This is a genomic window from Pseudomonas sp. So3.2b (assembly GCF_019464415.1).
Classification (GTDB): Bacteria; Pseudomonadota; Gammaproteobacteria; order Pseudomonadales; family Pseudomonadaceae; genus Aquipseudomonas; species Aquipseudomonas shahriarae.
In genome coordinates this window covers 2941496-2966913 of sequence record NZ_CP080494.1, presented here as the reverse complement: position 1 = coordinate 2966913, position 25418 = coordinate 2941496, and the positions used below count along the sequence as shown (strand labels likewise).

31 protein-coding genes are annotated in these 25418 nt (G+C 62.3%); 22 read left to right on the top strand and 9 right to left on the bottom strand.

Translation table 11 applies throughout. From position 1 onward, the window contains the following. Positions 1 to 44: 44 nt before the first annotated feature. Complete coding sequence (locus tag K1X80_RS13230; protein WP_057440046.1) at positions 45 to 395, bottom strand: hypothetical protein; 351 nt, start codon at positions 393 to 395, stop codon at positions 45 to 47. 213 nt (positions 396 to 608) lie between these two features. On the opposite strand from K1X80_RS13230, the gene K1X80_RS13225 reads away from it, so the two are divergent. The 11 genes from K1X80_RS13225 (at position 609) to K1X80_RS13175 (ending at position 10418) form a co-directional block, all read left to right on the top strand. Continuing rightward, on the top strand, positions 609 to 911 hold the full coding sequence (locus K1X80_RS13225) for a DUF1883 domain-containing protein (protein ID WP_003173824.1): 303 nt from the start codon (positions 609 to 611) through the stop codon (positions 909 to 911). 29 nt (positions 912 to 940) lie between these two features. Then, positions 941 to 1108 carry a hypothetical protein gene (locus K1X80_RS13220; RefSeq protein ID WP_220172982.1) on the top strand — a complete coding sequence of 56 codons (168 nt, stop codon included), beginning with the start codon at positions 941 to 943 and terminating at the stop codon, positions 1106 to 1108. Positions 1109 to 1139: 31 nt separating this feature from the next. After that, positions 1140 to 1808: a DNA oxidative demethylase AlkB gene (alkB, locus tag K1X80_RS13215; RefSeq protein WP_057440045.1), complete on the top strand. Its 669-nt coding sequence runs from the start codon at positions 1140 to 1142 to the stop codon at positions 1806 to 1808. Positions 1809 to 1895: 87 nt separating this feature from the next. After that, positions 1896 to 2972: a bifunctional DNA-binding transcriptional regulator/O6-methylguanine-DNA methyltransferase Ada gene (ada, locus tag K1X80_RS13210; RefSeq protein WP_057959599.1), complete on the top strand. Its 1077-nt coding sequence runs from the start codon at positions 1896 to 1898 to the stop codon at positions 2970 to 2972. A gap of 83 nt (positions 2973 to 3055) precedes the next feature. Next, positions 3056 to 4120, top strand: a complete 1065-nt coding sequence (locus tag K1X80_RS13205) for a nitronate monooxygenase family protein (RefSeq protein ID WP_057959598.1) — start codon at positions 3056 to 3058, stop codon at positions 4118 to 4120. Positions 4121 to 4230: 110 nt separating this feature from the next. Beyond that, entirely contained in the window at positions 4231 to 4983 is a 753-nt protein-coding gene (modA, locus tag K1X80_RS13200) for a molybdate ABC transporter substrate-binding protein (protein ID WP_128593752.1), read from the top strand. Beyond that, positions 4984 to 5664: a molybdate ABC transporter permease subunit gene (gene modB, locus K1X80_RS13195; RefSeq protein ID WP_057440041.1), complete on the top strand. Its 681-nt coding sequence runs from the start codon at positions 4984 to 4986 to the stop codon at positions 5662 to 5664. Between the two features lie 5 nt (positions 5665 to 5669). After that, positions 5670 to 6749, top strand: a complete 1080-nt coding sequence (gene modC, locus K1X80_RS13190) for a molybdenum ABC transporter ATP-binding protein (RefSeq protein WP_128593753.1) — start codon at positions 5670 to 5672, stop codon at positions 6747 to 6749. A gap of 66 nt (positions 6750 to 6815) precedes the next feature. Further along, positions 6816 to 7853 (top strand): DNA topoisomerase IB, encoded by a 1038-nt coding sequence (locus K1X80_RS13185; RefSeq protein WP_169990247.1) that lies wholly within the window; start codon positions 6816 to 6818, stop codon positions 7851 to 7853. Positions 7854 to 7999: 146 nt separating this feature from the next. Beyond that, positions 8000 to 9634 (top strand): ABC-F family ATP-binding cassette domain-containing protein, encoded by a 1635-nt coding sequence (locus tag K1X80_RS13180; RefSeq protein ID WP_220172938.1) that lies wholly within the window; start codon positions 8000 to 8002, stop codon positions 9632 to 9634. A 79-nt stretch (positions 9635 to 9713) separates the two neighbouring features. After that, the gene (locus tag K1X80_RS13175) at positions 9714 to 10418 is read left to right on the top strand and encodes a YoaK family protein (protein ID WP_057440038.1); all 705 of its coding nucleotides are present in this window, start codon (positions 9714 to 9716) and stop codon (positions 10416 to 10418) included. A gap of 136 nt (positions 10419 to 10554) precedes the next feature. Here the strand turns inward: K1X80_RS13175 and K1X80_RS13170 are convergent, their stop codons facing one another. The 4 genes from K1X80_RS13170 to K1X80_RS13155 all read right to left on the bottom strand — a co-directional run bounded on the left by K1X80_RS13170 (position 10555) and on the right by K1X80_RS13155 (position 12258). After that, positions 10555 to 10908 carry a hypothetical protein gene (locus tag K1X80_RS13170; protein ID WP_115128105.1) on the bottom strand — a complete coding sequence of 118 codons (354 nt, stop codon included), beginning with the start codon at positions 10906 to 10908 and terminating at the stop codon, positions 10555 to 10557. Positions 10909 to 10947: 39 nt separating this feature from the next. Next, entirely contained in the window at positions 10948 to 11259 is a 312-nt protein-coding gene (locus K1X80_RS13165; RefSeq protein ID WP_057440036.1) for an AzlD domain-containing protein, read from the bottom strand. Further along, complete coding sequence (locus tag K1X80_RS13160) at positions 11256 to 11951, bottom strand: AzlC family ABC transporter permease (protein WP_057440118.1); 696 nt, start codon at positions 11949 to 11951, stop codon at positions 11256 to 11258. The genes K1X80_RS13165 and K1X80_RS13160 overlap by 4 nt, the downstream gene beginning before the upstream one ends. A 91-nt stretch (positions 11952 to 12042) precedes the next feature. Further along, complete coding sequence (locus K1X80_RS13155; RefSeq protein WP_003212603.1) at positions 12043 to 12258, bottom strand: hypothetical protein; 216 nt, start codon at positions 12256 to 12258, stop codon at positions 12043 to 12045. A gap of 175 nt (positions 12259 to 12433) precedes the next feature. Here K1X80_RS13155 and K1X80_RS13150 point away from each other — a divergent pair, with 175 nt between their 5' ends. From K1X80_RS13150 to K1X80_RS13110, 9 genes are all read left to right on the top strand, one after another. Beyond that, complete coding sequence (locus K1X80_RS13150) at positions 12434 to 12790, top strand: metalloregulator ArsR/SmtB family transcription factor (protein ID WP_057444819.1); 357 nt, start codon at positions 12434 to 12436, stop codon at positions 12788 to 12790. Positions 12791 to 12808: 18 nt separating this feature from the next. Then, positions 12809 to 14092, top strand: a complete 1284-nt coding sequence (locus K1X80_RS13145; protein WP_057959593.1) for an arsenic transporter — start codon at positions 12809 to 12811, stop codon at positions 14090 to 14092. A 12-nt stretch (positions 14093 to 14104) separates the two neighbouring features. Continuing rightward, positions 14105 to 14575: an arsenate reductase ArsC gene (locus K1X80_RS13140; protein ID WP_057440034.1), complete on the top strand. Its 471-nt coding sequence runs from the start codon at positions 14105 to 14107 to the stop codon at positions 14573 to 14575. 12 nt (positions 14576 to 14587) lie between these two features. Next, positions 14588 to 15274, top strand: coding sequence for an arsenical resistance protein ArsH (gene arsH, locus K1X80_RS13135; protein ID WP_198792546.1), 687 nt, complete (start codon positions 14588 to 14590; stop codon positions 15272 to 15274). A gap of 52 nt (positions 15275 to 15326) precedes the next feature. After that, positions 15327 to 16154: an AraC family transcriptional regulator gene (locus K1X80_RS13130; protein ID WP_057959591.1), complete on the top strand. Its 828-nt coding sequence runs from the start codon at positions 15327 to 15329 to the stop codon at positions 16152 to 16154. Between the two features lie 45 nt (positions 16155 to 16199). Further along, positions 16200 to 16811 (top strand): LysE family transporter, encoded by a 612-nt coding sequence (locus K1X80_RS13125; protein ID WP_128593754.1) that lies wholly within the window; start codon positions 16200 to 16202, stop codon positions 16809 to 16811. Between the two features lie 305 nt (positions 16812 to 17116). After that, complete coding sequence (locus K1X80_RS13120) at positions 17117 to 17401, top strand: hypothetical protein (protein WP_081044239.1); 285 nt, start codon at positions 17117 to 17119, stop codon at positions 17399 to 17401. Between the two features lie 209 nt (positions 17402 to 17610). Next, the gene (gene mgtA / locus K1X80_RS13115) at positions 17611 to 20325 is read left to right on the top strand and encodes a magnesium-translocating P-type ATPase (protein WP_186626204.1); all 2715 of its coding nucleotides are present in this window, start codon (positions 17611 to 17613) and stop codon (positions 20323 to 20325) included. 107 nt (positions 20326 to 20432) lie between these two features. Continuing rightward, on the top strand, positions 20433 to 21161 hold the full coding sequence (locus tag K1X80_RS13110; protein ID WP_128593755.1) for a hypothetical protein: 729 nt from the start codon (positions 20433 to 20435) through the stop codon (positions 21159 to 21161). Between the two features lie 1115 nt (positions 21162 to 22276). On the opposite strand, the gene K1X80_RS13105 is transcribed toward K1X80_RS13110, so the two are convergent. Then, entirely contained in the window at positions 22277 to 23008 is a 732-nt protein-coding gene (locus K1X80_RS13105) for a tellurite resistance TerB family protein (protein ID WP_057959587.1), read from the bottom strand. 295 nt (positions 23009 to 23303) lie between these two features. Here K1X80_RS13105 and K1X80_RS13100 point away from each other — a divergent pair, with 295 nt between their 5' ends. After that, positions 23304 to 23588, top strand: coding sequence for a hypothetical protein (locus K1X80_RS13100; protein ID WP_057440027.1), 285 nt, complete (start codon positions 23304 to 23306; stop codon positions 23586 to 23588). Positions 23589 to 23625: 37 nt separating this feature from the next. On the opposite strand, the gene K1X80_RS13095 is transcribed toward K1X80_RS13100, so the two are convergent. Next, the gene (locus K1X80_RS13095) at positions 23626 to 23808 is read right to left on the bottom strand and encodes a hypothetical protein (protein ID WP_057440026.1); all 183 of its coding nucleotides are present in this window, start codon (positions 23806 to 23808) and stop codon (positions 23626 to 23628) included. A gap of 226 nt (positions 23809 to 24034) precedes the next feature. Between K1X80_RS13095 and K1X80_RS13090 the strand changes: the two genes are divergently transcribed. After that, entirely contained in the window at positions 24035 to 24637 is a 603-nt protein-coding gene (locus K1X80_RS13090) for a glutathione S-transferase family protein (protein WP_057959586.1), read from the top strand. Here the strand turns inward: K1X80_RS13090 and K1X80_RS13085 are convergent. Continuing rightward, entirely contained in the window at positions 24627 to 25058 is a 432-nt protein-coding gene (locus K1X80_RS13085; protein WP_057959585.1) for an MAPEG family protein, read from the bottom strand. The genes K1X80_RS13090 and K1X80_RS13085 overlap by 11 nt on opposite strands. Further along, entirely contained in the window at positions 25055 to 25366 is a 312-nt protein-coding gene (locus tag K1X80_RS13080) for a DUF2834 domain-containing protein (RefSeq protein ID WP_169960860.1), read from the bottom strand. Before K1X80_RS13080 ends, K1X80_RS13085 begins: the two co-directional genes overlap by 4 nt. Positions 25367 to 25418: the final 52 nt, after the last annotated feature.

Below are 25418 nucleotides of genomic sequence, written 5' to 3'. Positions count from 1 at the left end.
GGCTTCTTGATCGGAGTTGATCGCGTATGAGCGGTGAGGTGGACTCAGCCGGAAATGCAGTCTTCCGCAGCTTTCTTCACATCACCCGGACGAATCGGCACATTGGACATGCTCTCGTAGAGCTTGATGCTGCTACCGCTGGAGCGGTCTTCAATCTCGAAAATGGCCGACGGGTCAGCCGAAAATTTCTGCGGCACAATTACCCGCACACCTTCCTTGAGCGGCTCGATCTGCGACGGGCGACGGGTCGCCGACAGTTTCTGCACCACACACGCCGCGTATTCCTGCGGCTTTTTCCCGGAGATAACCGCCAGGGTTGGCGGTGTCTGCTTGATGTCTGAAACCGAAGCACATCCACCTATTGCCAGGGCCAGAACCAATACACTCCACTTCATACAAAACCTCCGATAAAGACCCTACGACAGCGAAGATGGTATTTTTCTCCCGCCCACGTAGGATTTATCCCTGATATATCGGTAAATAACTGTTTTAAATTGTCGAAGACGCCGACGACGACCCGATAATAAACGTGCTGGGGCTGATAAACTCCATCTTAACCCACGTATCGTTCTGATTTTTCAGAAAAAGCCCTTCTGGAGACACCCCCCATGAAATTCATCCACCAGCGCGAACACTTGAACGAAGGGGACATTGTCGTCATTGAATGCTCGCAGACCTGCAATATCCGCCTGATGAGCGATGCGAATTTCCGCAGCTTCAAAAATGGTGGTCGCCACACGTATCACGGTGGCGCGTTCGACAAATTCCCGGCCAAGATCACCGCGCCAAGCACCGGGTTCTGGAACATCACCCTGGATGTGGTGACACGCCGTGCCATCAGCGTTACCCGCAAGCCGGCCTTGTCCCATAAAATCCGCATTGTTCGCCGCACCAGCACCAAACTCAGCTGATTGCGCTGCCTTACACCACAGGAATGCCCGTGAACCAGACCACCAAATTCGTCATCAAGTACAAGCTCAACGGCGAACGCCGTTTTGAATTTGCCCAACTGCAGTCGGCCAGCACCGAAGAAGCCCAGGCGGCCTTGGCGAAAATCCACGATGCCAGTGACGAAATCACTGAGATCACCGTGAGCAAGGCCCTGTAAACCATCACCAGCAGCGGAGTGATTGTGCAACATGGACCCTCATTCCACCGGCGACCTGTTCAGCGACGAGGCCTTGCAGCAACCGGCCCGTCGCGAGCAAATCGGCGAACAATCCTACGTCCTCAGGGGCTATGCCCTGCCCTGGCTTGAACGTGTCTTGCCCGAGCTGCGTGCCGTCCTGGTCCAGTCCCCGTTCCGGCATATGGTCACCCCCGGTGGTTTTACCATGTCGGCGGCCCTGAGCAGTTGCGGCGCACTGGGCTGGACCACCAGCCCCCAGGGCTATCGCTACAGCCCCCTCGACCCCGAGCGCCAGCAGCCCTGGCCGAGCATGCCGGCGGTGTTGCGCGAACTGGCGATCAACGCGGCCAGCGCAGCGGGCTTCGACGGTTTTGCGCCGGACGCCTGCCTGATCAACCGCTATGTGCCGGGTGCGCGGATGTCCCTGCACCAGGACAAGAACGAGCGCGACTACAACGCGCCGGTGGTCTCGCTGTCCCTGGGCCTGCCGGCGGTGTTTCTGTTTGGCGGCCATCAACGCAGTGACAAGACGCAGAAGATCTCACTGTTCCATGGCGACGTGGCGGTCTGGGGCGGCGTTGACCGCCTGCGTTTTCATGGGGTACTGCCGATCAAGGAAGGCGCGCACCCGCGCATGGGGCCACAACGGATCAACCTGACGTTTCGCACGGCCGGCTGAGCCCGGTGAATTCAACCGCAAGCAACGGAGTGTGCGGCCCCTCCCCGGTGATTATCCTGGCCACTGATCCATTGCCGAGCTATTGCCATGAGCACTGAAGATGATCTGCGCTGGGCGGCCATTGTTGCCCGTGACGCTACGGCCGACCTGACCTTCGTCTATGGGGTCAAGACTACCGGGGTGTATTGCCGTCCCAGCAGCAGCGCACGCCAGCCGCTGCGCAAGAACGTCGAGTTCTTCGACACCCCGCAGCAAGCCGAAGCCGCCGGGTACCGCCCCAATAAACGCACCTCGGCCGATCAGACCCAGGTCGCGCAACGCCATGCGCACCTGGTCGCCGCCGCTTGCCGCCATATCGAACAGGCCGAGACCCTGCCGGCCCTGGAAGACCTGGCCAACGGCGCCGGCCTGAGCCCCTTCCACTTCCACCGGGTATTCAAGACCCTGACCGGGCTGACGCCACGGGGCTATGCGCGGGCCCATCGTTCACGCAAGGTCAGGGCTCACCTGCAGGACAACCAGTCGGTGACCGACGCGCTGTACGACGCAGGCTTCAACTCCAACAGCCGCTTCTATGCGTCTGCCGACCAGTTGCTCGGCATGACACCCAGCGACTACAAGGCCGGCGGCATCCATAACGATATCCACTTTGCCATCGGCGAGTGCTCCCTGGGGGCGATTCTGGTGGCGCAAAGCAATCGCGGGGTCTGCGCGATCCTCCTGGGCGACGACCCGGACCAACTGGCGCGCGACCTGCAGGACCAATTCCCGCAGGCCAATCTAATCGGCGCCGACCCCGGTTTTGAACAGTTGATCGCCCAGGTGGTGGGTTTTATCGAAGCACCTGCCCTGGGCCTGAACCTGCCCCTGGACCTGCGCGGCACCGCGTTCCAGGAGCGTGTCTGGCAGGCCCTGCGCGACATTCCGTTAGGCAGCACGGCCAGCTATGCCGAGATTGCCCAACGCATCGGCGCGCCCAGCGCCTTTCGCGCCGTGGCCCAGGCGTGCGGCGCCAATCGCCTGGCCGTGGCGATTCCCTGTCACCGCGTGGTACGCAGCGATGGTCATCTTTCGGGCTACCGCTGGGGGGTGGAGCGCAAGCAGCAATTGCTCCAGCGCGAACGCCGCACCGTGCATGAACAGGCGCCTGCGTCCAGTGAATAATACAGACTGGCCTTGCCCTGGCCGCCCCTGTTAAAAATGCCGGGCAGCCCTCCCCGGGCGTTCCACCACTGGAGAAGCGAACCATGAGCACCTGGCCAGATACGCGGATTATTGACCTCTTGGGCATTGACCTGCCGATCATCCAGGCCCCCATGGCCGGCAGCACCAGCCCGCAGATGGTGATTGCCGCAAGCCAGGCCGGCGCCCTCGGCTCAATGCCGGCGGCCACCTTGAGTCTCGAGCAACTGCGCCAGGCGCTGAGCACCATTCGCCAGGCCAGTGCCCGACCGTTGAACGTGAATTTCTTCTGCCATCAGCCACCAGCCCCTGCCCCCGAACGTGACCGCCAGTGGAAGGCGATGCTGGAGCCCTACTACCGTGAACTGGGGGCCGATTTTGACGCACCGACCCCGGTCTCCAACCGCGCTCCGTTCGACACTGCCAGTTGCGAAGTGGTGGAAGAGTTCCGCCCCGAGGTAGTCAGTTTCCACTTCGGCCTGCCGGAAAAAGCCCTGCTGGACCGGGTCAAGGCCACCGGGGCAAAAGTGCTGTCATCGGCCACCACCGTCGAAGAAGCGATCTGGCTGGAGCGGCACGGTTGCGATGCAATCATTGCCATGGGCTATGAAGCCGGTGGGCATCGCGGGATGTTTCTCAGCGATCGCCTCACCAGCCAGATTGGCACAATGGCCCTGGTGCCGCAGATCGTCGATGCGGTCAGTGTGCCGGTGATCGCTGCCGGTGGGATTGGCGATGCACGGGGCATGGTTGCCGCGTTCGCCCTCGGCGCCTCGGCGGTGCAGATCGGCACGGCCTATCTGTTCACGCCCGAAGCCACTATCACCCCCGCCCACCATCAGGCATTGCACAGCGCCCAGGCCAGCGAAACGGCCCTGACCAACCTGTTCACCGGGCGCCCGGCGCGCGGGATCGTCAATCGGGTGATGCGCGAACTGGGGCCGATCAACCCAGCGGCGCCGGCGTTTCCATTGGCCGGCGGTGCCTTGATGCCTTTGCGCGCCCTGGATGAAGCCGACTTCAGTAGCCTGTGGGCCGGCCAGGCGCTGCGCCTGGGGCAGGACCTGTCGACCCGCGAGCTGACGCTGAACCTGGCCCGGCAGGCCCTGGCGCAACTTAATAAGCGCTGAGCCCCTGAGACAACTTTGCACTGTACCGACGATGGCGAAGCGCTATATATTCCCATACATAGCGATTACCTATGACAAGCCGCCACGTCGGCACCCCAAGGAGCTGCTGCATGATGATTCGCGCCTCAGGCCTGGCCACCCTGTTTGCCCTCTTCACCCTGGGCTCGGCCCACGCCGATGAAGTCCAGGTAGCCGTCGCCGCCAACTTCACTGCCCCTATACAGGCCATCGCCGCCGACTTCAAACAAGACACCGGGCACACCCTGGTCGCCGCCTACGGGGCTACCGGGCAGTTCTACGCCCAGATCAAGAACGGCGCGCCGTTTGAAGTATTTCTCAGTGCCGACGACAGCACCCCGCAAAAGCTCGAGAGCGAAGGCGACACCGTCAAGGGCTCGCGCTTCACCTATGCCGTCGGCACCCTGGCGCTGTGGTCGGCCAAGGAAGGTTATGTGGATGCCAAGGGCGATGTGCTGCAGAAAAACCAATACCAGCACCTGTCCATCGCCAACCCGAAAGCCGCCCCCTACGGCCTCGCAGCCACCCAGGTGCTGGCCAAGCTGGGCCTGACCGACCAGGTCAAGAGCAAGCTGGTCGAAGGCCAGAACATCACCCAGGCCTATCAGTTTGTGTCCACCGGCAATGCCGAGTTGGGCTTTGTCGCCTTGTCGCAGATCTATAAAGACGGCAAAGTCAGCAGCGGCTCGGCGTGGATCGTTCCTGGCCAGATGCATGACCCGATCAAACAGGACGCGGTGATCCTCAATAAAGGCAAGGACAACCCGGCCGCCAAGGCGCTGGTTGACTACCTCAAGGGGCCAAAAGCTGCCGCGATTATCAAATCCTACGGTTATCAACTGTAAATGCCCCTATCGAGTGCCGATTTTTCTGCGATCTGGTTGACCCTGAAACTGGCGTCGCTGACCACCGTGATTCTGCTGGTCATCGGCACTCCGATTGCCCTGTGGCTATCGCGCACCCGCTCCTGGTGGCGCGGCCCCATCGGCGCGATCGTGGCCCTGCCGCTGGTGCTGCCGCCCACGGTGATTGGCTTCTACCTGCTGCTGACCATGGGCCCCCATGGCTACCTCGGGCAGTTCACCCAATGGCTGGGCCTGGGCACCCTGACCTTCAGCTTCGCCGGCCTGGTGATTGGCTCGGTGATCTATTCCATGCCGTTTGTGGTGCAACCGTTGCAGAACGCGTTCTCGGCCATCGGCAGTCGCCCCCTGGAAGTCGCCGCCACCTTGCGGGCCAACCCCTGGGATACATTTTTCACGGTGATCCTGCCCCTGGCCCGGCCCGGTTTTATCACCGCGTCAATCCTCGGTTTTGCCCATACCGTGGGTGAGTTTGGCGTGGTGCTGATGATCGGCGGCAATATTCCCGACAAGACCCGGGTGGTCTCGGTGCAGATCTACGATCACGTCGAAGCCATGGAATACGCCCAAGCCCACTGGCTGGCCGGGGCCATGGTGGTGTTTTCTTTCCTGGTGTTGCTGGCGCTCTACTCCAGCCGTAAAACCAAAGCGGGCTGGAGCTGATGTCGATGATCGAAGTGCGCCTGCAACTGCAGTATTCCGGGTTTGCCCTGGACGTGGACCTGAAGCTGCCGGGGCGGGGCGTCACCGCACTCTACGGGCACTCCGGCTCGGGCAAGACCACCTGCCTGCGCTGCATTGCCGGGTTGGAGCGGGCCGGTGATGGGTTTGTGCAAATCAACGAGCAGGTCTGGCAAGACAGCCGTAACGGGGTGTTTGTACCGCCGCACAAACGTGCCCTCGGTTATGTATTCCAGGAGGCCAGCCTGTTTCCCCACCTGTCGGTGCTGGCCAACCTGGAGTTCGGCCTCAAGCGTATCCCCAAGGCCCAACGCCGTGTGGACATGGCCCAGGCCACGCAACTGCTGGGCATTGGCCACCTGCTGGATCGCCATCCCGAGCATTTGTCCGGCGGTGAGCGCCAGCGCGTCGGCATCGCCCGCGCCCTGCTCACCAGCCCGCAATTGCTACTGATGGACGAACCCCTGGCCGCCCTCGACAGCCAGCGCAAAGGCGAGATCCTGCCCTATCTGGAGCGCCTGCACGACCAACTGGAAATCCCGGTGCTGTACGTCAGCCATGCCCAGGATGAGGTGGCGCGCCTGGCCGATCACATTGTCCTGCTCAGCGAGGGCAAGGCCCTGGCCAGCGGCCCGATTGGCGAAACCCTGGCGCGGCTCGACCTGCCGCTGGCCCTGGGCGACGATGCCGGCGTGGTGATCAACGGCACGGTCAGCAGCCACGACGCCCACTACCAGTTGCTGACCCTGCAATTGCCCGACAGCCCATTGCAAATGCGCGTGGCCCATACACCGCTGGCGCCGGGCAAACACTTGCGGTTCAAGGTTCGCGCCCGGGATGTCAGCCTCAGCCTGCAACCCGGGGAGCACAGCAGTATTCTCAACTGCTTGCCCGTGACCGTGATCCAGGAGATCCCTGCCGATAACAGTGCCCATGTGCTGGTGCGGCTGGATGCTGCGGGCACGCCGTTGCTGGCGCGGATCACCCGTTACTCGCGGGACCAGTTGCACGTGCATCCAGGGCAGGCACTGTGGGCACAGATCAAGGCGGTCGCGGTACTGGCTTGAACGGACGGCGCAACGCTGCGGTCAATCAGCCATACCGGCCTGATTTATTGCCAAGGACTTTGCCCCATGCCCGACTCCACCGTGCCTGCCGACCTGCCCCGTGACCTGCACTACGTTGATGACAGCCAACCGGGCCTGAGCCGCCGCAAACTGCGGGGCAGGTTCCAGTATTTCGACAGCCACGGCCAACGCCTGACCGACGCCGACGAAATCCAGCGGATCAACGCCCTCGCCATCCCGCCGGCCTATACCGACGTGTGGATCTGCGCCGACCCCAAGGGCCATCTGCAGGCCACCGGGCGCGATGCGCGCGGCCGCAAGCAATACCGTTATCACCCACGCTGGCGCGAGGTGCGCGACAGTGACAAGTATTCGCGCCTGCAGCAGTTCGGCAATGCGCTGCCCAAATTGCGCAAGCAACTGCAAGCGCAGGTCGACGCACCAGGCTTCAATCGGGAGAAAGTCCTGGCCACCGTGGTGTTGTTGCTCGATGCCACGCTGATCCGCGTCGGCAACAGCCAATACGCCCGCGATAACCGCTCCTATGGCCTGACCACCCTGCGCACCCGCCACGTGGATATCAAGGGCAGCGAAATCCAGTTCCAGTTCCGTGGCAAGAGCGGTGTCGAGCATCAGGTCAGCATCAAGGACCGGCGCCTGGCCACCGTGCTCAAGCGCTGCCTGGAGTTGCCGGGGCAGAACCTGTTCCAGTACCTGGACGAAAACGGCGAGCGGCGTACCGTCAGCTCCACCGACGTCAACGCCTACCTGCACAGCCTCACCGGCGCCGACTTTACCGCCAAGGACTATCGCACCTGGGCCGGCAGCGCCCTGGCCCTGGCGGTGTTGCGGGAGCTGGCGTGGCAACCGGAGTCGGATGCCAAAAGGCATGTGGTGGAGATGGTCAAGAACGTCGCCCGGCAACTGGGCAACACCCCGGCGGTGTGCCGCAAGTGCTACATCCACCCGGCGGTGCTGGAGCACTTCAGCCAGGGCGGGCTGGCGAAACTGCCCAGGCCCAGGGTGCGCAAGGGCTTGAAAGCCGAAGAGGTGGGGCTGGCGATGTTTCTTGAGCAACTGCAGACGGCGGCATCACCGATGTAGGAAAAATGACGCAACTGCGCTAGGCTACCGGTCCTTTCCGACCGCAGGACGACCGCCGACGTGAACAACTAAGCCTTCCAACATGTAAACGCAACGAGCCGCCTGGCGCGCTTGTTGGCTTGTGCCACATTGTTCTGGAGGTGCTGATGACTGACGTCAACCGGCTGCCTGTACTTGTTTCCTTGCATCACGTGGGTTTTCAGTTCGCCAATGGCGAGATTCTGCTGGAAGACCTCAACCTGTCTATTGATTGCACCCCTACCGGGATTGTCGGCCGTAATGGCATGGGCAAGAGCGTATTGGCGCGCCTGCTGGCCGGCGTGCTTGTTCCGTCCTGTGGCGTGATCAAATTATCGGCCCGTATCGCCTATGTCCCACAGACCATTGAGCTGTTACCGGGACAGACCGTGGCCCAGGCCAGCGGTTGCGCACAAACCCTGGCCGCCCTTGAACGCATGGCCCGGGGTCAAGCGCAGGCTGACGACCTGGAACTGATTGATGATCGCTGGGACCTGGCCGAACGCCTGCGCCAGGCACTGGACGCCGCTGGCCTGGCCGAGATCAGCCCCGACCAGCCCGCCGAACAGCTCAGTGGCGGCCAACTGGCCAGGGTCGCGCTGATAGGTGCTTTACTTCGCGCCCCGCAATTGCTGATTCTCGACGAGCCCACCAACCACCTCGACAGCGCCGGTCGCGACTGGCTGCTGGCGACTCTCAACGCCTGGCGCGGCGCCCTGGTGGTGGTCAGTCATGACCGGCGCCTGCTCAACACCCTGGGGCGAATCATCGAGCTGTCGCCCCTCGGGGCCCGGCTCTACGGCGGCAACTACGACGACTACCGGGCGCAGCGCGATGCCCAGCAGCACGCCGCCCAGGCCACCCTGGAACATGCCCGCCTGGATCGGCGCCGCGAGCGCCAGCGCCTGAAAAAAGACCTCGACAGCTTCCAGCGCCACGCCGCGAGCGCCCGTAAACATGCCGAGACCGCCAACGTCGATGCCTTCACCAAATCCCGCTGGAAAGGCGCCGCCAACGAAATCGTCAGCAACGTGCGCAGCGCCCACGTGCAACACAAACAGGTGTTGAACGAACGCGTGCGCTCGGCCCACGAACGGGTGGTGGACGAAACACCGACCTTCCTCGCCTTGCCCGGCACCCTCCTGCCTGCTGGCCGCCAGGTGCTAACCCTGACCGACTGCCAACTGCCCTGGCTCGCTCCCCACGCGCCGAGCACCTTTATCAACGCAAGCCTGTGTGGGCCGATACGGGTCGCAGTCCACGGTCCCAATGGTTGCGGCAAGTCCACCCTGCTCAAGCTGCTGGCCGGCCAATGGCAACCGGTCAGCGGCGCCTGCACGGTGCACGTACCCTGTGCCTATCTCGATCAACAGTTGACGCTGCTCGATGACCGGCAGTCGATCGTCGAACAACTCAAACTGATGGACACGCCCCTGGCCGAAGCCGAGCTGCGCACCCGCCTGGCCCTGTTGCAACTGGACGCATTGCGCGTAACCCAACCCATCGGCCAGCTCAGTGGCGGCGAGCGGTTGAAGGCCGCCATGGCGATTGCCTTATGGCGCAAGACCCCGGCGCAATTGCTGCTGCTGGACGAGCCCACCAACCATTTGGACCTGGAGTCGGTAATGGCCTTCGAACAGGCTTTGCAAGGGTTTAGCGGCGCGCTGATTGCGGCCTCCCATGACGCGGCATTTCTGCAGGCACTCAAGCCGACTCACGTCCTGACCTGGGACGCCATGGGCTGGCGCTTGGAGGTGAACTGAAGATGTTCCAAGTCATTGCAGTTCAGAGGAAAGCGTCCTACGGTAGTGGCCGGATAATCTCATTGAGGAACCTCTCGCCGTGCTGCCCTCCTCCCCGAAACCCTTGGTCAATACCGTCCTGCAGCACCAGCACAAATGGCGCGGGCGCATTGGCCTGGCGCTGGTGGCCAGCCTCTCGGTACTGGCCGGCATGACTGACGCCATTGGCTTTATGGCCAGTGGCGATTTTGTCTCGTTCATGAGCGGCAACACCACGCGGCTGGCGGTGGCGATCAGTGAAGGCGACCTGGGGCTGACCGGACGTCTGACGCTGCTGGTGGCGACGTTTATTCTGGGGAACGCCCTGGGTGTGATCATCAGCCGGATCAGCAAGCGCCACGCGTTACCGCTGTTGCTGTGTATTGCCACGCTGTTGTGCGGGGCAGCAGCGTGGCCGCTGGCCGAACAACTGCCCGCCGTGCTGGCTGCGATCATTGCCATGGGCATGCTCAATGCGGCGGTGGAACAGGTCAATGGCCTGCCTGTGGGGCTGACTTACGTGACGGGCGCGCTGTCGCGGTTCGGTCGGGGGCTGGGGCGCTGGATGCTGGGGGAGCGTCGCGATGGCTGGCGCGTACAGTTGATTCCCTGGGCCGGGATGTTTGTCGGCGCGGTGATCGGCGCCTTGCTGGAGCATCAGATGGGCATTCGCGCCCTGCTGGTCAGCGGCCTGCTGTCGGCGCTACTGGGCCTGCTGTCGCTGAAGATTCCACGGCGTTGGCACTTGGGTTATATGCCACGCTGAAAAGGTGCCCGCCCAACACAAGGCCTCGACGTCCATGTACTGGTAAAGAGCCATGATGTTGGGCGAGCGCGAGAATATTAAGGCAAAGCCGGCGGTGTGTCCGCCGGGCATTTCTGAAGAAATCTAAGGAAACAAACTACAGACAGGTCGCCAAGGCCGCCAGGCGACGCTTGGCAGCGAAATTATCTTCGGCTGCGTAGTAACTGACGGTGGTGTTGGCGCCGGCACTGCGCACATCGACAAAGTAGTCACCGCCCGTGGTGTAGACCGTATGACCACCGCCTTGCGCCGGCTCCATAAAGCCTCCGGCGTCGACGCCGAACACCGCTTCGTCCTGCCAACCGAACTGGATGCACTGGGCAACGACCAGCGCGGCCTTGTCAGAGGCCAGGGTTTTATAGGGCGCGCCTGCGCGTGCGTCTTTCATCTTCGAACCTGCGCAACCGGCCAGCGCCGCCAGGACCAACGCACCTATCACCACCTTCCGCATGCCATCGCTTCCTTGAAAAAAACGCGACTGTACCACTGCCTACAACAACCAGCGAAACAGATAGAACAGCGCCATGCTCGACAGCACCGTGGTCAAGACGCTGCGCGTCCAGAACATCAAGGCCACCGCGCAGATACCGGCCAGCAGGTAGGGATTGGTGGGGCTCAGGTTGAGCTTGTGCTCGGCCAGGAAAATGATCGGCCCGCAGATCGCCGTCAACATGCCGGGCACCGCAAAACCGAGAAACTCCCGGGCGCCGCGATTCAGGCGAACCGGCAAGCGCGGCTCAAGAAACAGATAACGGTTGAAAAACACCGCCAGGCCCATGCCGATAATCATCACAAAAATCATCGCTGCCCCACTCCCAAGCGCTTGCAGGCATAGCCTGCACTCATGCCCAACAACCCCGAGACCACCACCGCCGACTCCCAGTGCCAGTAGCTGAGCAGTACCGAAAACAGCAGGGCCACCGCCACACACACCACCGTCGGCACATCACGCACCACCGGGGTGATCAAGGCGATAAAGGTCGCGGCGATGGAGAACTCCAGGCCCAGTTGATCGAGGTTGGGGATGCTCTTGCCGAGCACGATGCCGGCCAGGGTGAACAGGTTCCAGGCCACGTAGAACGTCAGGCCCACGCCCAGGGCATACCAGCGGTTGAAGGTCTGGCGGTCGTATTGGCTGACCAGGGCAAAGAACTCGTCGGTCAGCAAAAAGCCCAGGCTCATGCGCCACCGCGCCGGCAAGGGCGACAGGGTGCTGCGCATATGCATGCCATACAGCAGATGCTGAGAGGTCAGCAGCAAGGTGGTGAGCAAAATGGCGATCAGGCTCGCGCCGCTCTTGACCATGCCAATCGCCACCAACTGCGCCGCACCGGCAAACACAATGGCCGACAGGCCCTGGCTTTCCAACGGGGTGAACTGGGCGTCAATCGCCAGGGAACCGGCCAACAGGCCCCATGGGGCACAGGCCAGCGACAGGGGAATAATCGCAATCGCGCCACGGGCGAAAGCGTAATGCGGTAAGGCAGTAGGCATGGACAACAGGCTCATCGGCAAACAGCCCGTAAGCATGCCTGCCAGCGCAGCGATTGTCTTGAACGATCTTGCGCGCGGCTAAGCCGCCGATTCAGGCCAGCTTGACCGACACCCGCTCCACCGCATCCCTGGCCTCACGCAGTTCGTGGGCATCCTGGTTGAGCCGGTGGATGGTGTTGAGCAGGCGCTGGCGCAGCACTTCATCGCTGAGTTTTTCGACAGCACGCATCAAATCGAAGGCCGCGGTTTCGTTGTTGTCCGCGACGGAATCGAGGGTCTTGCGCAGGTTGCGAGTGGCACGGGTCACACGGTTACTTCCTTTTTCATCAATGGCGGGCACTTTAGGACAGTTGTGTTTCATTTTAATTTCAGTCACTTGCCGGCAATCCCCAGACCCTTGACCTGGATCAACGGGATATTCGTTGCACACTACATATGGATATCCGTATATTCGCATCCTCATATGTTTAGTGGCGCCGATCATGAGCGATCCGTTCTCCCCCCCAGACGTTTTTAAATGCCTGGCCGATGCGACACGCATCAGGCTGATCTTGTTGATCCTGCGCGAAGGCGAGCTGTGCGTCTGCGAGCTGATCCATGCCCTGGATGACAGCCAGCCAAAAATTTCCCGTCACCTGGCACAACTGCGCAGTTGCGCGCTGCTGGTAGACCGTCGCCAGGGCCAGTGGATTTACTACCGCCTAAATCCCCAGTTGCCGCAATGGGTGAGCACGGTGCTGGAGACCACCTTGCAAGCCAATCAAGCCTGGCTGCAAAGCGACGCACAGCGCCTGGCGGCAATGGGTGACCGACCGCAACGCGCCAGCACCTGCTGCTGACCCCTGGAGAACACTTTTATGCTGATCGCCTTCGCGATATTTCTCGTCACCATTGTCTTGGTCATCTGGCAACCCAAAGGCCTGGGGGTTGGCTGGAGCGCATCCATAGGCGCGATCCTGGCCCTGGCTTGCGGCGTCATCAGCCTGGCGGATATCCCCGTGGTGTGGCAGATCATCTGGAATGCCACCGGCACCTTCGTCGCCCTGATCATCATCAGCCTGATCCTCGACGAGGCCGGCTTCTTCGCCTGGGCCGCGCTGCATGTCGCGCGCTGGGGGCGCGGCCGTGGCCGCCGGCTGTTCGCCTATATGGTGCTGCTGGGGGCGCTGGTCTCGGCACTGTTCGCCAATGACGGTGCGGCCCTGATCCTGACGCCGATTGTCATGTCGATGCTTCTGGCCCTGCGCTTCTCACCCGCCGCCACCCTGGCCTTCGTGATGGGTGCAGGGTTTATCGCCGACACCGCCAGCCTGCCGCTGGTGGTCTCCAACCTGGTGAATATCGTCTCGGCGGACTACTTCAACATCGGCTTCAACCAGTACGCGGCAGTGATGGTGCCAGTCAACCTGGTCAGCGTCGCCGCTACCCTGGCCGTGCTGCTGTGGTTCTTCCGTCGTGACATCCCGCACAGTTATGACCCCGCCGACCTGCCTGAACCGGCCAGTGCCATTCATGACCCGGCAACTTTCCACGCGGCCTGGTGGGTGCTGGGCATCCTGCTGGTCGGCTGCTTTGCCCTCGAACCCCTGGGTATTCCCATCAGCGCCATCTCGGCCGCCTGCGCCCTGCTCCTGCTGGTGATCGCCGCCAAAGGCCACAAGATTTCCACACGCAAGGTGCTCAAGGAAGCGCCCTGGCAGATCGTGATTTTCTCCCTAGGCATGTACCTGGTGGTCTACGGCCTGCGTAACGCCGGACTGACCACCTACCTCGCCACCTGGCTCAACACCTTCGCCGATTACGGCGTGTGGGGCGCGGCCCTGGGCACCGGGTTGCTGACGGCGCTGCTGTCTTCGGTGATGAACAACCTGCCGACGGTGCTGATCGGCGCGCTGTCCATCGAGGCCAGCCATACCGTGGGCGTGGTCAAGGAGGCGATGATCTACGCCAACGTGATCGGCAGCGACCTGGGCCCGAAAATCACCCCTATCGGCAGCCTGGCGACGTTGCTCTGGCTACATATCCTGGCGCGCAAGGGCATCCGTATTACGTGGGGGTACTACTTCAAGGTCGGCATCGTCCTGACCTTGCCGGTGCTATTGCTTACCCTGGCGGCGCTGGCCCTGCGCCTGAGTGTTTAACGGAGAATTGTCATGAAAGTCCTGTTCATCTGCACCGCCAACAGCTGCCGCAGTATCCTCAGCGAAGCCCTGTTCAACCACCTGGCCCCGCCAGGGTTCCATGCCATCAGCGCCGGGAGCTTTCCCAAGGGCCAGGTCCTGCCACGCAGCCTGAGTACATTGCAGGCCGCGGGCATCAGCACCGACGGTTTGTACAGCAAGGGCAATGAGGCCTTTGCAGACAGCCCACCCGACATTGTGATCAGCGTGTGCGACAAAGCCGCCCAGGAAGCCTGCCCGGTGTACTTTGGCCCGGCAATCAAGGCCCATTGGGGGCTTGAGGACCCGTCGGACCTACACGGCGACGAGGCGCAGATTGACGCCGCCTTCCAGGCCACCCTGCAGATCATCGAAACCCGCTGCCGGGCGCTGTTCGACCTCCCGTTCAACCGCCTCGATGCGGCACAGATCAAGGCTGAGCTGGATCGTATTGGCTTGTTATAAGCGGAGAATGTCATGACCACCCTACCCAACCTCGACCTCACATTGAGCACCCCACTCCACGCTGACACCGCACAACGGCCACGGATTCTCCTGCTCTATGGTTCCAACCGTACGCGCTCTTTCAGCCGACTCCTGGTGGAAGAAGCGGCGCGCGTGCTTCAGCATCTAGGCGCCGAGACACGGATCTTCAACCCCGCCGGCCTGCCAATGCCGGACGATGCTCCGAACGATCACCCCAAGGTCCAGGAACTACTGGCCTTGATGCAATGGTCCGAAGGCCAGGTGTGGTGCTCACCGGAACGGCACGGCTCGATGTCAGCAGTGTTCAAGGCGCAAATCGACTGGGTACCCCTGGCACTGGGTGCCATCCGCCCAACCCAGGGCAAGACCCTGGCGGTGATGCAAGTCTGCGGCGGCTCGCAGTCTTTCAACACTGTCAACCAACTGCGCGTCCTGGGGCGCTGGATGCGTATGCTGACCATCCCCAACCAGTCATCTGTGCCCAAGGCCTTCATGGAGTTCGACGATCAGGACCGGATGAAACCTTCAGCCCTCTATGATCGCGTGGTGGATGTCATGGAAGAGTTGGTCAAGTTCACCCTGCTGGTGCGTGAGCATCCGGAACTGGTGCAGCGCTATTCTGAGCGCAAGGAAGATGCTCAATCGCTCTCTGACCGGGTCAATCAACGGTCGATCTGAACGCAGGTAAACGCGTATGCTTTGCTGCACCCGATGCCACTGAGCCCACCCCATGAGTTCCCTGCACCACGCCTGGCTGGGCCCTTACGAAATCAGCAGCACCACCTGCACCGGCCTGACCTTTGCCCGGCATAGCCACGACGAGTGCGTGATTGGCGTCAACCTGGTCGGCGCCGAGCAGGTGTGGCTGGACCGGCGCACCTTCGAGGCCGGGCCGGGCAGTATCACCCTGTACAACCCCGGCCAGATCCAGGGCGGCGGCGCGGCCGAGGGGGCACCCTGGCACTTTGTCAGCCTGTACGCCGGGGCCGATCGCCTGGCCACCGACCTTGGGCTGGCGCACCTGGAGTTCGATCGTGCGCTGTGCTTTGCCCCGGAACTGGCGGCGCAACTGGCCCAGGCCGCCAAGGGCGCATTAAGCGCCGACCCACTGGTTTGCGGGCTGAGTGAAGACGCCCTGGTGTTGCTGCTGGGCGAAGTGGTCAGGCTCAGTGGTGTGCGCCTGCCCAGTAGCGCCAGCGCCGGGTCGGGGATGGTGGCCCAGGCTCAGGAACTACTCGCTGCGCAGTTACATCAAGGCGTGGCGCTGGATACCCTGGGCGACGAGTTGGGCCTGTCGAAATTCCACGTCCTGCGCACCTTTCAGAAAGAAACCGGCCTGAGCCCCCGGCAGTGGGCCATGCAGTTGCGTACCCGCCGAGCAAAAGGCCTGCTGCGCAGCGGCCTGAGCGCCGCTGAAGTCGCCCATGAAGTGGGCTTTGCCGACCAGAGCCACCTCAACCGGCACTTCCGTGCGGCGTATGGTATTACCCCTGGCCGTTATCAGAGCGCAATCCGGTCCAAGACAACTCAGCGCCCGCAGCCGCAAACTGACCTGTAGCAGCCGACGTGTCGGCGAAGGTGCGTGATTGATTTTGGGGGGGTGATGCTGACAATCTTTTTTTCCGCGCTGGTCTTCGGCTTTGTATTTTGCCTGTCCCCTGGCGCAGTGCTGGCAGAAACCCTGCGCCGCGGCCTGCTGCATGGGTTCGCCCCGGCATTGCTGGTGCAGGTCGGGTCGCTGGTGGGCGATGCGACCTGGGCGGTGATCGGCCTGACCGGCATGGCCCTGCTGATCCAGCACGACGCGGTACGCGTGCCCCTGACCGCCGTTTGCGCGCTGTACCTGGCCTGGCTCGGTCTGCGCAGCCTGCTGGATGCCTGGCACCTGCCGCAACCCGACAGCGCCCCGGCCAGCACCGGGCGCAACGCGCTGATGGTCGGCGCAACCCTCTCCTTGGCCAACCCGAAGAACATTGTGTACTGGGGCGCCCTGGGCAGTGCCCTGGCAGGCATCGTCGGCACCACCCCGAGTCACGGTCAGACCCTGATGTTTTTCGCCGGTTTTATGCTGGCGTCGATCCTGTCGTGTTTTCTGATTGCGGGCTTGGTGAATGTCTTGCGAAAGAACGCCTCGCCAACTTGGCAGCGAATCAGCCATGGCGCCTGCGGCCTGGTATTGATGTATCTGGCGTTATTGGCCGCCTACAGTGTATGAACTTATATATAACGCCAATCTGAATGAAGTCTGAACAAGCGCCCAAACAAGTTCATTATTGATTGACATCCCCTACCTGCCTGAGTAGATTGCCCGTGCCTGCAACTCGGGCCTTATTTCAACCTCACAAAAGAAGCCAATGGACACAGTATCTAGTCGCTGTCCGCTCCCCGTGAATACAGGGGGCGGACGCCAAACCCAGAGTAAAGACGGGACTCGCCTTCCAGGCCGGGTTAGCTGCGCTAGAGCTTGATGCTCCAACGTAACTGCCTTGAGCCGGCGCCAGTCCGGTCCCGAGGTGTGTTATGAATTTCCAGACCCTTGTTCTACCTGATGTACGCACGCTGGCTTCAGCCCTGCGTGCCACGCCGTGCCGTGTTTCCCGGGGCATTGCCCCCGCGCGCACGGCCCTCGCCTGCCCCTCCCCGCGTATCAGCCCGGTGCACCTGCGTGCTCACTGGCGCCTGTGCCCCACCACCGGCCACCTGGTCCAGCAATGGGACCATGCCGACCCTCAAGATCCACAGAGACGGAACGTTTCCAGCCTGCCTGTTCACGTGCGCCTGTTGTTGAGCGCGCACGCGGCATAAGCCGACTGGAAACAGCAACTTCCTGATAGTTGGTCAATTAATTAACTGGCGTTCTTTGCGAACTAAGCCAGCGGCAGTTTTCTGCGCGCCCGTTAATTAACTCACCTCTTTAAAGTTATTAGAACTGATCGCAAAAAATTGCGACTCGGCATGTTCGTGCTCGCCTGCCCACCAGGCAAGTAATGAGTATGTCGACAGGAGTACACACTATGAGCGCCGTAAAAACCACGCAACTGCCCAACAAGCACCGCGCCACCCATGACAGCAAACTGTCGATGCGTGCCGCCCGCGAAGCGCAAAACGGCCTGGCGGCCACCCTGGCCAACGTCCGGGCGACCAAGGACGGCCTGACCGAACTGGATGCCAGCGCCCGCCTGCAACGCGAAGGCTATAACGAAGTGGCCCACGACAAGCCGCCACACGCTGTCGTGCAATTCCTCCAGGCCCTGAACAACCCTTTTATCTATGTGCTGCTGACCCTGGCGGTGATCAGTTTTGTCACCGACTACTGGCTGCCGCTGCGCGCCGGTGAGGACGTCGACCTGACCAAGGTCATTATCATCATGACCATGGTCGCCCTGAGCAGCCTGCTGCGCTTCTGGCAGGAGCATCGCTCGGCCAAATCCGCCGAGGCGCTGAAGGCCATGGTGCGCACCACCGCCACGGTGCTGCGCCGCGAGCAGGTCGGCGCCCAACCCATCCTGCGCGAAGTGCCGATGCGTGAACTGGTGGCCGGCGATATCGTGCAGTTGTCGGCCGGCGACATGATCCCGGCCGATATCCGCCTGATCGAGTCCCGCGACCTGTTTATCAGCCAGGCCGTGCTGACCGGCGAAGCCTTGCCCGTGGAAAAATACGACACCCTGGGCGACGTCACGCAAAAATCCGCCACCCTCAGCGCCGCCGACCAGAGCAACCTGCTGGATCTGCCCAACATCTGCTTCATGGGCACCAACGTGGTCAGCGGCCGCGCCCAGGCAGTGGTGGTGGCGACCGGGCCACGCACCTATTTCGGCTCGCTGGCCAAGGCCATCGTCGGCTCCCGGGTGCAGACCGCCTTTGACCGTGGGGTGAACAGCGTCAGTTGGCTGCTGATCCGCTTTATGCTGGTGATGGTGCCCATCGTGTTTTTCCTCAATGGCTTTTCCAAGGGCGACTGGGGCGACGCGTTCCTGTTTGCCCTGGCGGTGGCCGTGGGCCTGACCCCGGAAATGCTGCCGATGATCGTCAGCGCCAACCTGGCCAAGGGCGCGAATGCCATGGCCAAGCGCAAAGTGGTGGTCAAGCGCCTCAACGCGATCCAGAACTTCGGTTCGATGGACGTGCTGTGCACCGACAAGACCGGCACCCTGACCCAGGACAAAATCATCCTCGAGCACCACGTCAACGCCTTCGGCCAGCGGGACGACCAGGTGCTGTCCCTGGCCTGGCTTAACAGCCATCATCAAAGCGGCATGAAGAACCTGATGGACCAGGCGGTGCTCGCGTTTTCCCAGCACAACCCCAAGTTCCAGGTGCCGTTTGCCTACAGCAAGGTCGATGAACTGCCCTTCGACTTTGTTCGTCGGCGCCTGTCGATTGTGGTCAAGGACAGCCACGGCGATCACCTGCTGGTGTGCAAGGGTGCCGTGGAAGAAATGCTCGCTATCGCCACCCATGTGATGGAAGGCGCGAGCGCCGTGGCTCTGGACGAGCGTCGTCGCCAGGAACTGCTGAACACCGCCAACGAGTTCAACGAGGACGGCTTCCGCGTGCTGGTGGTGGCCACCCGCAACATTCCCAAGGCCCTGGCGCGCCAGCAATACACCCCCACCGATGAACGCAACCTGGTGATCCACGGCTTCCTGACTTTCCTCGATCCACCGAAGGAAACCGCCGGCCCGGCGATTGCTGCGCTGCAAGAGATCGGAGTCGCGGTCAAAGTGCTGACCGGCGATAACGCCGTGGTCACCCGCACCATCTGCCGCCAGGTTGGCCTGGAGCCTGGCGAGCCGCTGCTCGGCGTGGATATCGAAGCCATGGACGATGCGACCCTCCAGCAGGAGGTTGAGCAACGCACGGTGTTCGCCAAGCTGACGCCGCTGCAAAAATCCCGGGTGCTCAAGGCTTTGCAGGCCAATGGTCACACCGTGGGTTTCCTCGGCGACGGCATCAACGATGCACCAGCCCTGCGCGATGCCGACGTCGGCATCTCGGTGGACAGCGCGACTGATATTGCCAAGGAATCGGCCGACATCATCCTCCTGGAAAAGAGCCTGATGGTGCTCGAAGAAGGTGTGCTTAAAGGGCGCGAGACCTTCGGCAATATCATGAAGTACCTGAACATGACGGCCAGTTCCAACTTCGGCAACGTGTTCTCGGTGCTGGTGGCCAGTGCGTTCATCCCTTTCATGCCGATGCTGGCGATCCACTTGCTGCTGCAGAACCTGATGTATGACATCTCCCAACTGGCCCTGCCGTGGGACAAGATGGACAAGGAGTACCTGGCCAAGCCCCGCAAGTGGGACGCGCAGAACATCGGGCGCTTTATGATCTGGATCGGGCCGACCTCGTCGATCTTCGACATCACCACCTTTGCCCTGATGTGGTACGTGTTTGCGGCCAATAGTGTGGAAATGCAGACCCTGTTCCAGTCCGGCTGGTTCGTCGAAGGGCTGCTCTCCCAGACCCTGGTGGTGCATATGTTGCGCACCCGCAAGATCCCATTCTTCCAGAGCACCGCCGCCTGGCCGGTGTTGATGATGACCAGCCTGGTCATCGCCCTGGGGATCTATGTGCCCTTCTCGCCCCTGGGCACGATCGTGGGCCTGCAACCCTTGCCTTGGGCCTACTTCCCTTGGCTGGTCGGCACCTTGCTCGCCTACTGCTGTGTGGCACAGCTGATGAAGACGATCTACATCCGCCGCTTCAAGCAGTGGTACTGAGTTTGCTGTTGTGACCGGGCTGGGTGTGGCAGACAGGTTTGCCACACCCAGCCCACTCCAACAGCACCATCGCTACAGATAATTCTGTTCATTTGGAGCATGACCCCATGCACAAACACACCTTCCTTGCTGCCTTTGACTGGCTACCGGCATCGCGGCAACGGGCGCTGCGGCGCAACCTGATTTTTATCGGCGCCTTCCTGGTGCTCGGCCTGCTGTCCAAGGCCTTCGCCGCCGGTGGTTCCTATGTGGTGGACGATGGCGCCATCAACGCCCCCGGCGAATGCAATATCGACGGAGGCTACACCCGCTCGACATCGCACACCACCCTCTCCGCCGCCTGCACATCCCGCGCAATGCCCAACCTGCAATGGGGCGCCGCCCTCGAGGATGACCCTGAGCAGACCCAGCTCAGCCCGCAGTTCAAGGGCTCATTGTGGGCCTGGCAGGATGCCGGCGTGGAGATCGCCTGGGCGGCGGCAGCGCATATCGCGGTGGATCGCCGGCACCCATTCGACGGCGCAGACCTGAGCCTGCCGCTGACCTGGCAAGCGTCTCAGACGCTACGCTTGAACCTCAACGCCGGCTGGGCCCATGCCTATGACGATGGCGAACAAAACCACCGACTGACCTGGGGCACAGGCCTGGAATACCGCTTGGCGAACTCGTTGACGCTATTGGCAGAACGCTATGGCCAACAAGGCGGCGACCAGGCCTGGCAAGCCGGGCCGCGGGTGCATTTGGGTCAGCAAGTCGATGTGGACCTGGTGGTCGGACGCAACCTGACCGGGGATCGCGACCGCTGGCTGACGACCGGGGCTACCCTACGGTTCTGAAACACTGGAGGGAGATCAATGTGGGAGCTGTCGAGCCCCAGCGAGGCTGCGATGGCGGCGGTACTGCTGGCATTGATGCTGGCTGAGCCACCGCTTTCGCAGCCTCGCTGGGGCTCGACAGCTCCCACAGGGTTTATCGGGGTTTGCGGGATCTGTGTTCTCGAACGCGGGCGCCCTACAGCGAACACGTTATGCCAGCTGGCACAAAATAATGTGGGAGCTGTCGAGCCCCGGCGAGGCTGCGATGGCGGCGGTATGGCTGGCATTGATGTTGACTGACCCACCGCTTTCGCAGCCTCGCTGAAGCTCGACAGCTCCCACAGGGTTTATCGGGGTTTGCGGGATCTGTGTTCTCGAACGCGGGCGCCCTACAGCGAACACGTTATGCCAACTGGCCACAAAATAATGTGGGAGCTGTCGAGCCCCGGCGAGGCTGCGATGGCGGCGGTATGGCTGGCATGGATGTTGGCTGAGCCACCGCTTTCGCAGCCTCGCTGAAGCTCGACAGCTCCCACAGGGTTTATCGGGGTTTGCGGGATCTGTGTTCTCGAACGCGGGCGCCCTACAGCGAACACGTTATGCCAGCTGGCACAAAATAATGTGGGAGCTGTCGAGCCCCGGCGAGGCTGCGATGGCGGCGGTATGGCTGGCATTGATGTTGGCTGACCCACCGCTTTCGCAGCCTCGCTGAAGCTCGACAGCTCCCACAGGGTTTATCGGGGTTTGCGGGATCTGTGTTCTCGAACGCGGGCGCCCTGCAGCGAACACGCTATGCCAGCTGGCACAAAATAATGTGGGAGCTGTCGAGCCCCGGCGAGGCTGCGATGGCGGCGGTACTGCTGGCATTGATGTTGGCTGACCCACCGCTTTCGCAGCCTCGCCGGGGCTCGACAGCTCCCACAGGGTTCGTCGGTGTTTGCCGGGACTGCGGACCTTACCGCGGGCGCCCTACAGCGAACACGTTATGCCAGCTGGCACAAAATAATGTGGGAGCTGTCGAGCCCCGGCGAGGCTGCGATGGCGGCGGTATGGCTGGCATTGATGTTGGCTGAGCCACCACTATCGCAGCCGCACTAGGGCTCTGCAGCAAGCACACGCTTCAAGTTGCCTCGGTATCAGGCCGGTTTGGCTTGCTGCTCAAGGTGCAGTTGCAGCTCCGGCTCGATGCCCAGCGCACCTGCCAACTCGTCCAGGTAGTTTCGCTCGGCGTCCTGTTGGTCATCCACCAACATGACGCTGGCCAGGTAGACCTCGGCAGCCACCGCCGGGTCATTGGCATATTCGGCAAAGTCGGTTGCATCCAGGGGCTTGGCGACTTGAGCGTCGAGCCATTGCTGCAAGTCCGGATCGTCGGTGTGGCGCCCAATCTCCTGGGAGATCAAGGCCTTTTCTTTCTCATCAATCCGCCCATCCGCCTTGGCCGCCGCGATCAATGCACGCAGTACCGCATGGCTATGGGCCTCGACGTCGGCGCCAGACAACTGGTCAACCGTCTGCAGCGTCTGTTGCGGCGCCGAGGCCTGTTGCCGTTGCCAGGCCTGATACGCCTGGAACGCCATCATCCCCAGTGACGCCAGGGCCGCGTAGTTGGCACCGCCAGTGCGCGCGCGGGTCGATCCGCTCGCCTGGGTCCCGCCCAACATGCCACCCAGGCCACCCAGCAGATCGCCGAGGCCGCCACCGCCCGACGCCGTTGCGGAGCCGCCGCCGCGCAGCAACCCACCGAGCAGGCCGCCCAAGCCACCGAGCCCTCCCGCGCCACCCTGGGGTGCCGCCGAGCCGCCTTGCTGCGCCATCGAGGCTTGGCCTGCACGGAGCAGTTGTTCCAGTAGAGCACTGGTGTTCATGGTATCGCCCTCCTTTGGGCTGTGCGCCAGACAATCAACAATAGTCCCTGGAACCGGTAACGCCAAGGCCGCCCAGCAGGCACGGAGTTGGCGACCTGAACGCGCCCCAGCAAACCCGGCGCAGGCCTTTAGCCACCGTGAGAATTCTTCAGATTCGGCACACCAAGACGGGTGGTGAACGTCAGCGCGCGCGTGGGGTCGGAAATATAAGGGCTCGGCCTCAATCGGCCTGGCCTTGAGCGCGAGCATCAACAGATTAGCGGTGCCGCGTACCCTCACAGAAGGAGACGCTGACATGGTCACTCACTTCAAGGTCGCGGGGCACCTCGCTTGCGGCCATCACGGCAATAACCTGACGTCCACGGTGGAACTGAACCGGGTTAAATGCCGCACCTGCCGCAACACCGATGCCTACAAGGAAGCCCGCCGTAACCAGCGCAACGCATCGCGCCGCGCGGCACGCAGAGCCCGCTCCGGTAGCCCCCACAATGACTGGCGCAGCGCCTGGACCCAACGCCTGACCGAGCTGCCCGGCCTGCAGCGCCTACCACGCGGGTTCAGCGGCCAGCCCTTCGTCTGACCCGGTGCGGGGGCCGCAAATCCGGCCCCCTCCAAGGTTATGGGGTCGGCCGTGGCCGGGCCTTGTAGCCCGGCAAGGTCGCGGCATAGGCCAGCGCCTGTTCGCGGGAGCTGAATGAAGCCAGTCGATCATCCTTGGTGCAGACGCGCCATGGGCCGCTATTGACCCGGACAATTTCATAGCCATTGAGCTGCATCTTGTTCAACAGGGGAACGCTCATAGTCACCTCTCCTCTTCCAGAGATAATCCACGGGTTGCCCGGTCCACCATACTCCCGATCCCGGCCCTGCGGCCTACCGAACGTCGCTGACTGCCGTTCGCGCTCAACATGATCCCGCCAAGGGTCCACAGACGATCGGGCTGAGTTTCAACCAGGCATTTATGGTAAAAAACAGCGGCATCAAGTCAACGCACAAACCCTTCCCCTTGATAGCAATGGAGGCTTCATGAAACTGGTTGGCATGCTGGACTCGCCGTATGTACGCCGCGTGGCGATTGCCCTGGATCTGTATGGGGTGGACTTTGAGCAGCAATCCCTCTCGGTGTTCAGCACCTTCGACGAATTCGCCAGGATCAACCCGGTGGTCAAGGCCCCGACCCTGGTGCTGGACGACGGGACGGTGCTGATGGACTCCAGCCTGATCCTGGATTATTTCGAAACCTTGGCACCAGCCGATAAAAAACTCTTGCCCCAAACCGCTGCGGCCCGTGCACGGGACCTGCAAGTGATCGGCCTGGCATTGGCCGCCTGTGACAAGAGCGTGCAGATTTACTACGAGCACAACCTGCGGCCCGCAGAGAAGCTGCATGCACCATGGCTCGATCGAGTAACCGGGCAACTGCTGGCGGCCTATTCGGGCCTGGAAAAACTCTTGGCCAACGCTCCAGGCGAGCCCTTGACCCAGGCGTCGTTGAGCGTCGCGGTGGCGTGGTCCTTTAGCCAGTACGCGGTGCCCTCGGTGGTCAAGGCCGATGACTTTCCCAACCTGCAACGCCACGCCCAGTTGGCCGAGCAACACCCGGCATTCGGCAAATACCCTATCGAATAGGCAGCAGCGCCGCGCCGATCAACCCCGCCAACCCCAGCAGGCACGCCAGGCCAACGCCATAGGCCAGGGTGCGCCAGGGTTGGCGGCGACCCAGGTACATCAAGGTATGTAGCACCCGCGCGACGGTGAACAGGGCAAACAGCCAGGCCGTCGCCACCCCATGGGTGCCCAACGCCACGCACAACCCGCCCAGCGCGAAGAACAGCGGAATATTCTCCAGGTCATTGGCCCAGGCCCTGCTTGCCCGGCTGACGGCGGACAGTTCGTGCACCAGGGCATCGCGCTTGAAAAAACCGGCATCCTCGGGGTTGGTGAACGCCCGGTGCCTGAGGCGGAAAAACCCCTGGTAACAGGAAATCGCCAGCATCTTGGCAAATAACACCAGCACGCACAGGGCAAACACATGCAGGCTGCTGCTCATTGCCGGTCCCTGGCAAAGCCGTTGACCACGATGTACAGCAGCGGGCCGACTGAGACAAAGACCGCCGTCAGCAGCCAATAAGGCAACACACTGGCCAGCGACCGACCCTTGGCCCGGGCGTCGCGGTACATCCACACACACGCCAGGGCCGCCATCAGGTACAGGTCGATCACCACCTGGGCGGTATCGGGCCGGGATAGCAGCTCAAGGCCGAACGCCAGCAGCGACTGCTCGGCCCAGAGCAGGGTGCCCAGGGTGTACAGGGAGAACGCCATTAGGCTGGCAAGGGCGATGTAGGGTCTGTGCATAGGGTCCACCACGCAGGATTGGGCAAGCCGCAGATTAGTGATAACGTCGCCG

What these genes read in the sequence shown, in the direction of transcription:
- K1X80_RS13140 (WP_057440034.1), top strand. Translation starts at nt 14,105, where the DNA reads ATGAAAGTCCTGTTCATCTGCACCGCCAACAGCTGCCGCAGTATCCTC.
- modA (WP_128593752.1), top strand. Translation starts at nt 4,231, where the DNA reads ATGATGATTCGCGCCTCAGGCCTGGCCACCCTGTTTGCCCTCTTCACC.
- ada (WP_057959599.1), top strand. Translation starts at nt 1,896, where the DNA reads ATGAGCACTGAAGATGATCTGCGCTGGGCGGCCATTGTTGCCCGTGAC.
- K1X80_RS13090 (WP_057959586.1), top strand. Translation starts at nt 24,035, where the DNA reads ATGAAACTGGTTGGCATGCTGGACTCGCCGTATGTACGCCGCGTGGCG.
- modC (WP_128593753.1), top strand. Translation starts at nt 5,670, where the DNA reads ATGATCGAAGTGCGCCTGCAACTGCAGTATTCCGGGTTTGCCCTGGAC.
- K1X80_RS13185 (WP_169990247.1), top strand. Translation starts at nt 6,816, where the DNA reads ATGCCCGACTCCACCGTGCCTGCCGACCTGCCCCGTGACCTGCACTAC.
- K1X80_RS13085 (WP_057959585.1), bottom strand. Translation starts at nt 25,058, where the DNA reads ATGAGCAGCAGCCTGCATGTGTTTGCCCTGTGCGTGCTGGTGTTATTT.
- K1X80_RS13150 (WP_057444819.1), top strand. Translation starts at nt 12,434, where the DNA reads ATGAGCGATCCGTTCTCCCCCCCAGACGTTTTTAAATGCCTGGCCGAT.
- mgtA (WP_186626204.1), top strand. Translation starts at nt 17,611, where the DNA reads ATGAGCGCCGTAAAAACCACGCAACTGCCCAACAAGCACCGCGCCACC.
- K1X80_RS13120 (WP_081044239.1), top strand. Translation starts at nt 17,117, where the DNA reads ATGAATTTCCAGACCCTTGTTCTACCTGATGTACGCACGCTGGCTTCA.
- K1X80_RS13100 (WP_057440027.1), top strand. Translation starts at nt 23,304, where the DNA reads ATGGTCACTCACTTCAAGGTCGCGGGGCACCTCGCTTGCGGCCATCAC.
- modB (WP_057440041.1), top strand. Translation starts at nt 4,984, where the DNA reads ATGCCCCTATCGAGTGCCGATTTTTCTGCGATCTGGTTGACCCTGAAA.
- K1X80_RS13105 (WP_057959587.1), bottom strand. Translation starts at nt 23,008, where the DNA reads ATGAACACCAGTGCTCTACTGGAACAACTGCTCCGTGCAGGCCAAGCC.
- arsH (WP_198792546.1), top strand. Translation starts at nt 14,588, where the DNA reads ATGACCACCCTACCCAACCTCGACCTCACATTGAGCACCCCACTCCAC.
- K1X80_RS13095 (WP_057440026.1), bottom strand. Translation starts at nt 23,808, where the DNA reads ATGAGCGTTCCCCTGTTGAACAAGATGCAGCTCAATGGCTATGAAATT.
- K1X80_RS13145 (WP_057959593.1), top strand. Translation starts at nt 12,809, where the DNA reads ATGCTGATCGCCTTCGCGATATTTCTCGTCACCATTGTCTTGGTCATC.
- K1X80_RS13205 (WP_057959598.1), top strand. Translation starts at nt 3,056, where the DNA reads ATGAGCACCTGGCCAGATACGCGGATTATTGACCTCTTGGGCATTGAC.
- K1X80_RS13125 (WP_128593754.1), top strand. Translation starts at nt 16,200, where the DNA reads ATGCTGACAATCTTTTTTTCCGCGCTGGTCTTCGGCTTTGTATTTTGC.
- K1X80_RS13225 (WP_003173824.1), top strand. Translation starts at nt 609, where the DNA reads ATGAAATTCATCCACCAGCGCGAACACTTGAACGAAGGGGACATTGTC.
- K1X80_RS13160 (WP_057440118.1), bottom strand. Translation starts at nt 11,951, where the DNA reads ATGCCTACTGCCTTACCGCATTACGCTTTCGCCCGTGGCGCGATTGCG.
- K1X80_RS13180 (WP_220172938.1), top strand. Translation starts at nt 8,000, where the DNA reads ATGACTGACGTCAACCGGCTGCCTGTACTTGTTTCCTTGCATCACGTG.
- K1X80_RS13110 (WP_128593755.1), top strand. Translation starts at nt 20,433, where the DNA reads ATGCACAAACACACCTTCCTTGCTGCCTTTGACTGGCTACCGGCATCG.
- alkB (WP_057440045.1), top strand. Translation starts at nt 1,140, where the DNA reads ATGGACCCTCATTCCACCGGCGACCTGTTCAGCGACGAGGCCTTGCAG.
- K1X80_RS13170 (WP_115128105.1), bottom strand. Translation starts at nt 10,908, where the DNA reads ATGCGGAAGGTGGTGATAGGTGCGTTGGTCCTGGCGGCGCTGGCCGGT.
- K1X80_RS13130 (WP_057959591.1), top strand. Translation starts at nt 15,327, where the DNA reads ATGAGTTCCCTGCACCACGCCTGGCTGGGCCCTTACGAAATCAGCAGC.
- K1X80_RS13165 (WP_057440036.1), bottom strand. Translation starts at nt 11,259, where the DNA reads ATGATTTTTGTGATGATTATCGGCATGGGCCTGGCGGTGTTTTTCAAC.
- K1X80_RS13230 (WP_057440046.1), bottom strand. Translation starts at nt 395, where the DNA reads ATGAAGTGGAGTGTATTGGTTCTGGCCCTGGCAATAGGTGGATGTGCT.
- K1X80_RS13080 (WP_169960860.1), bottom strand. Translation starts at nt 25,366, where the DNA reads ATGCACAGACCCTACATCGCCCTTGCCAGCCTAATGGCGTTCTCCCTG.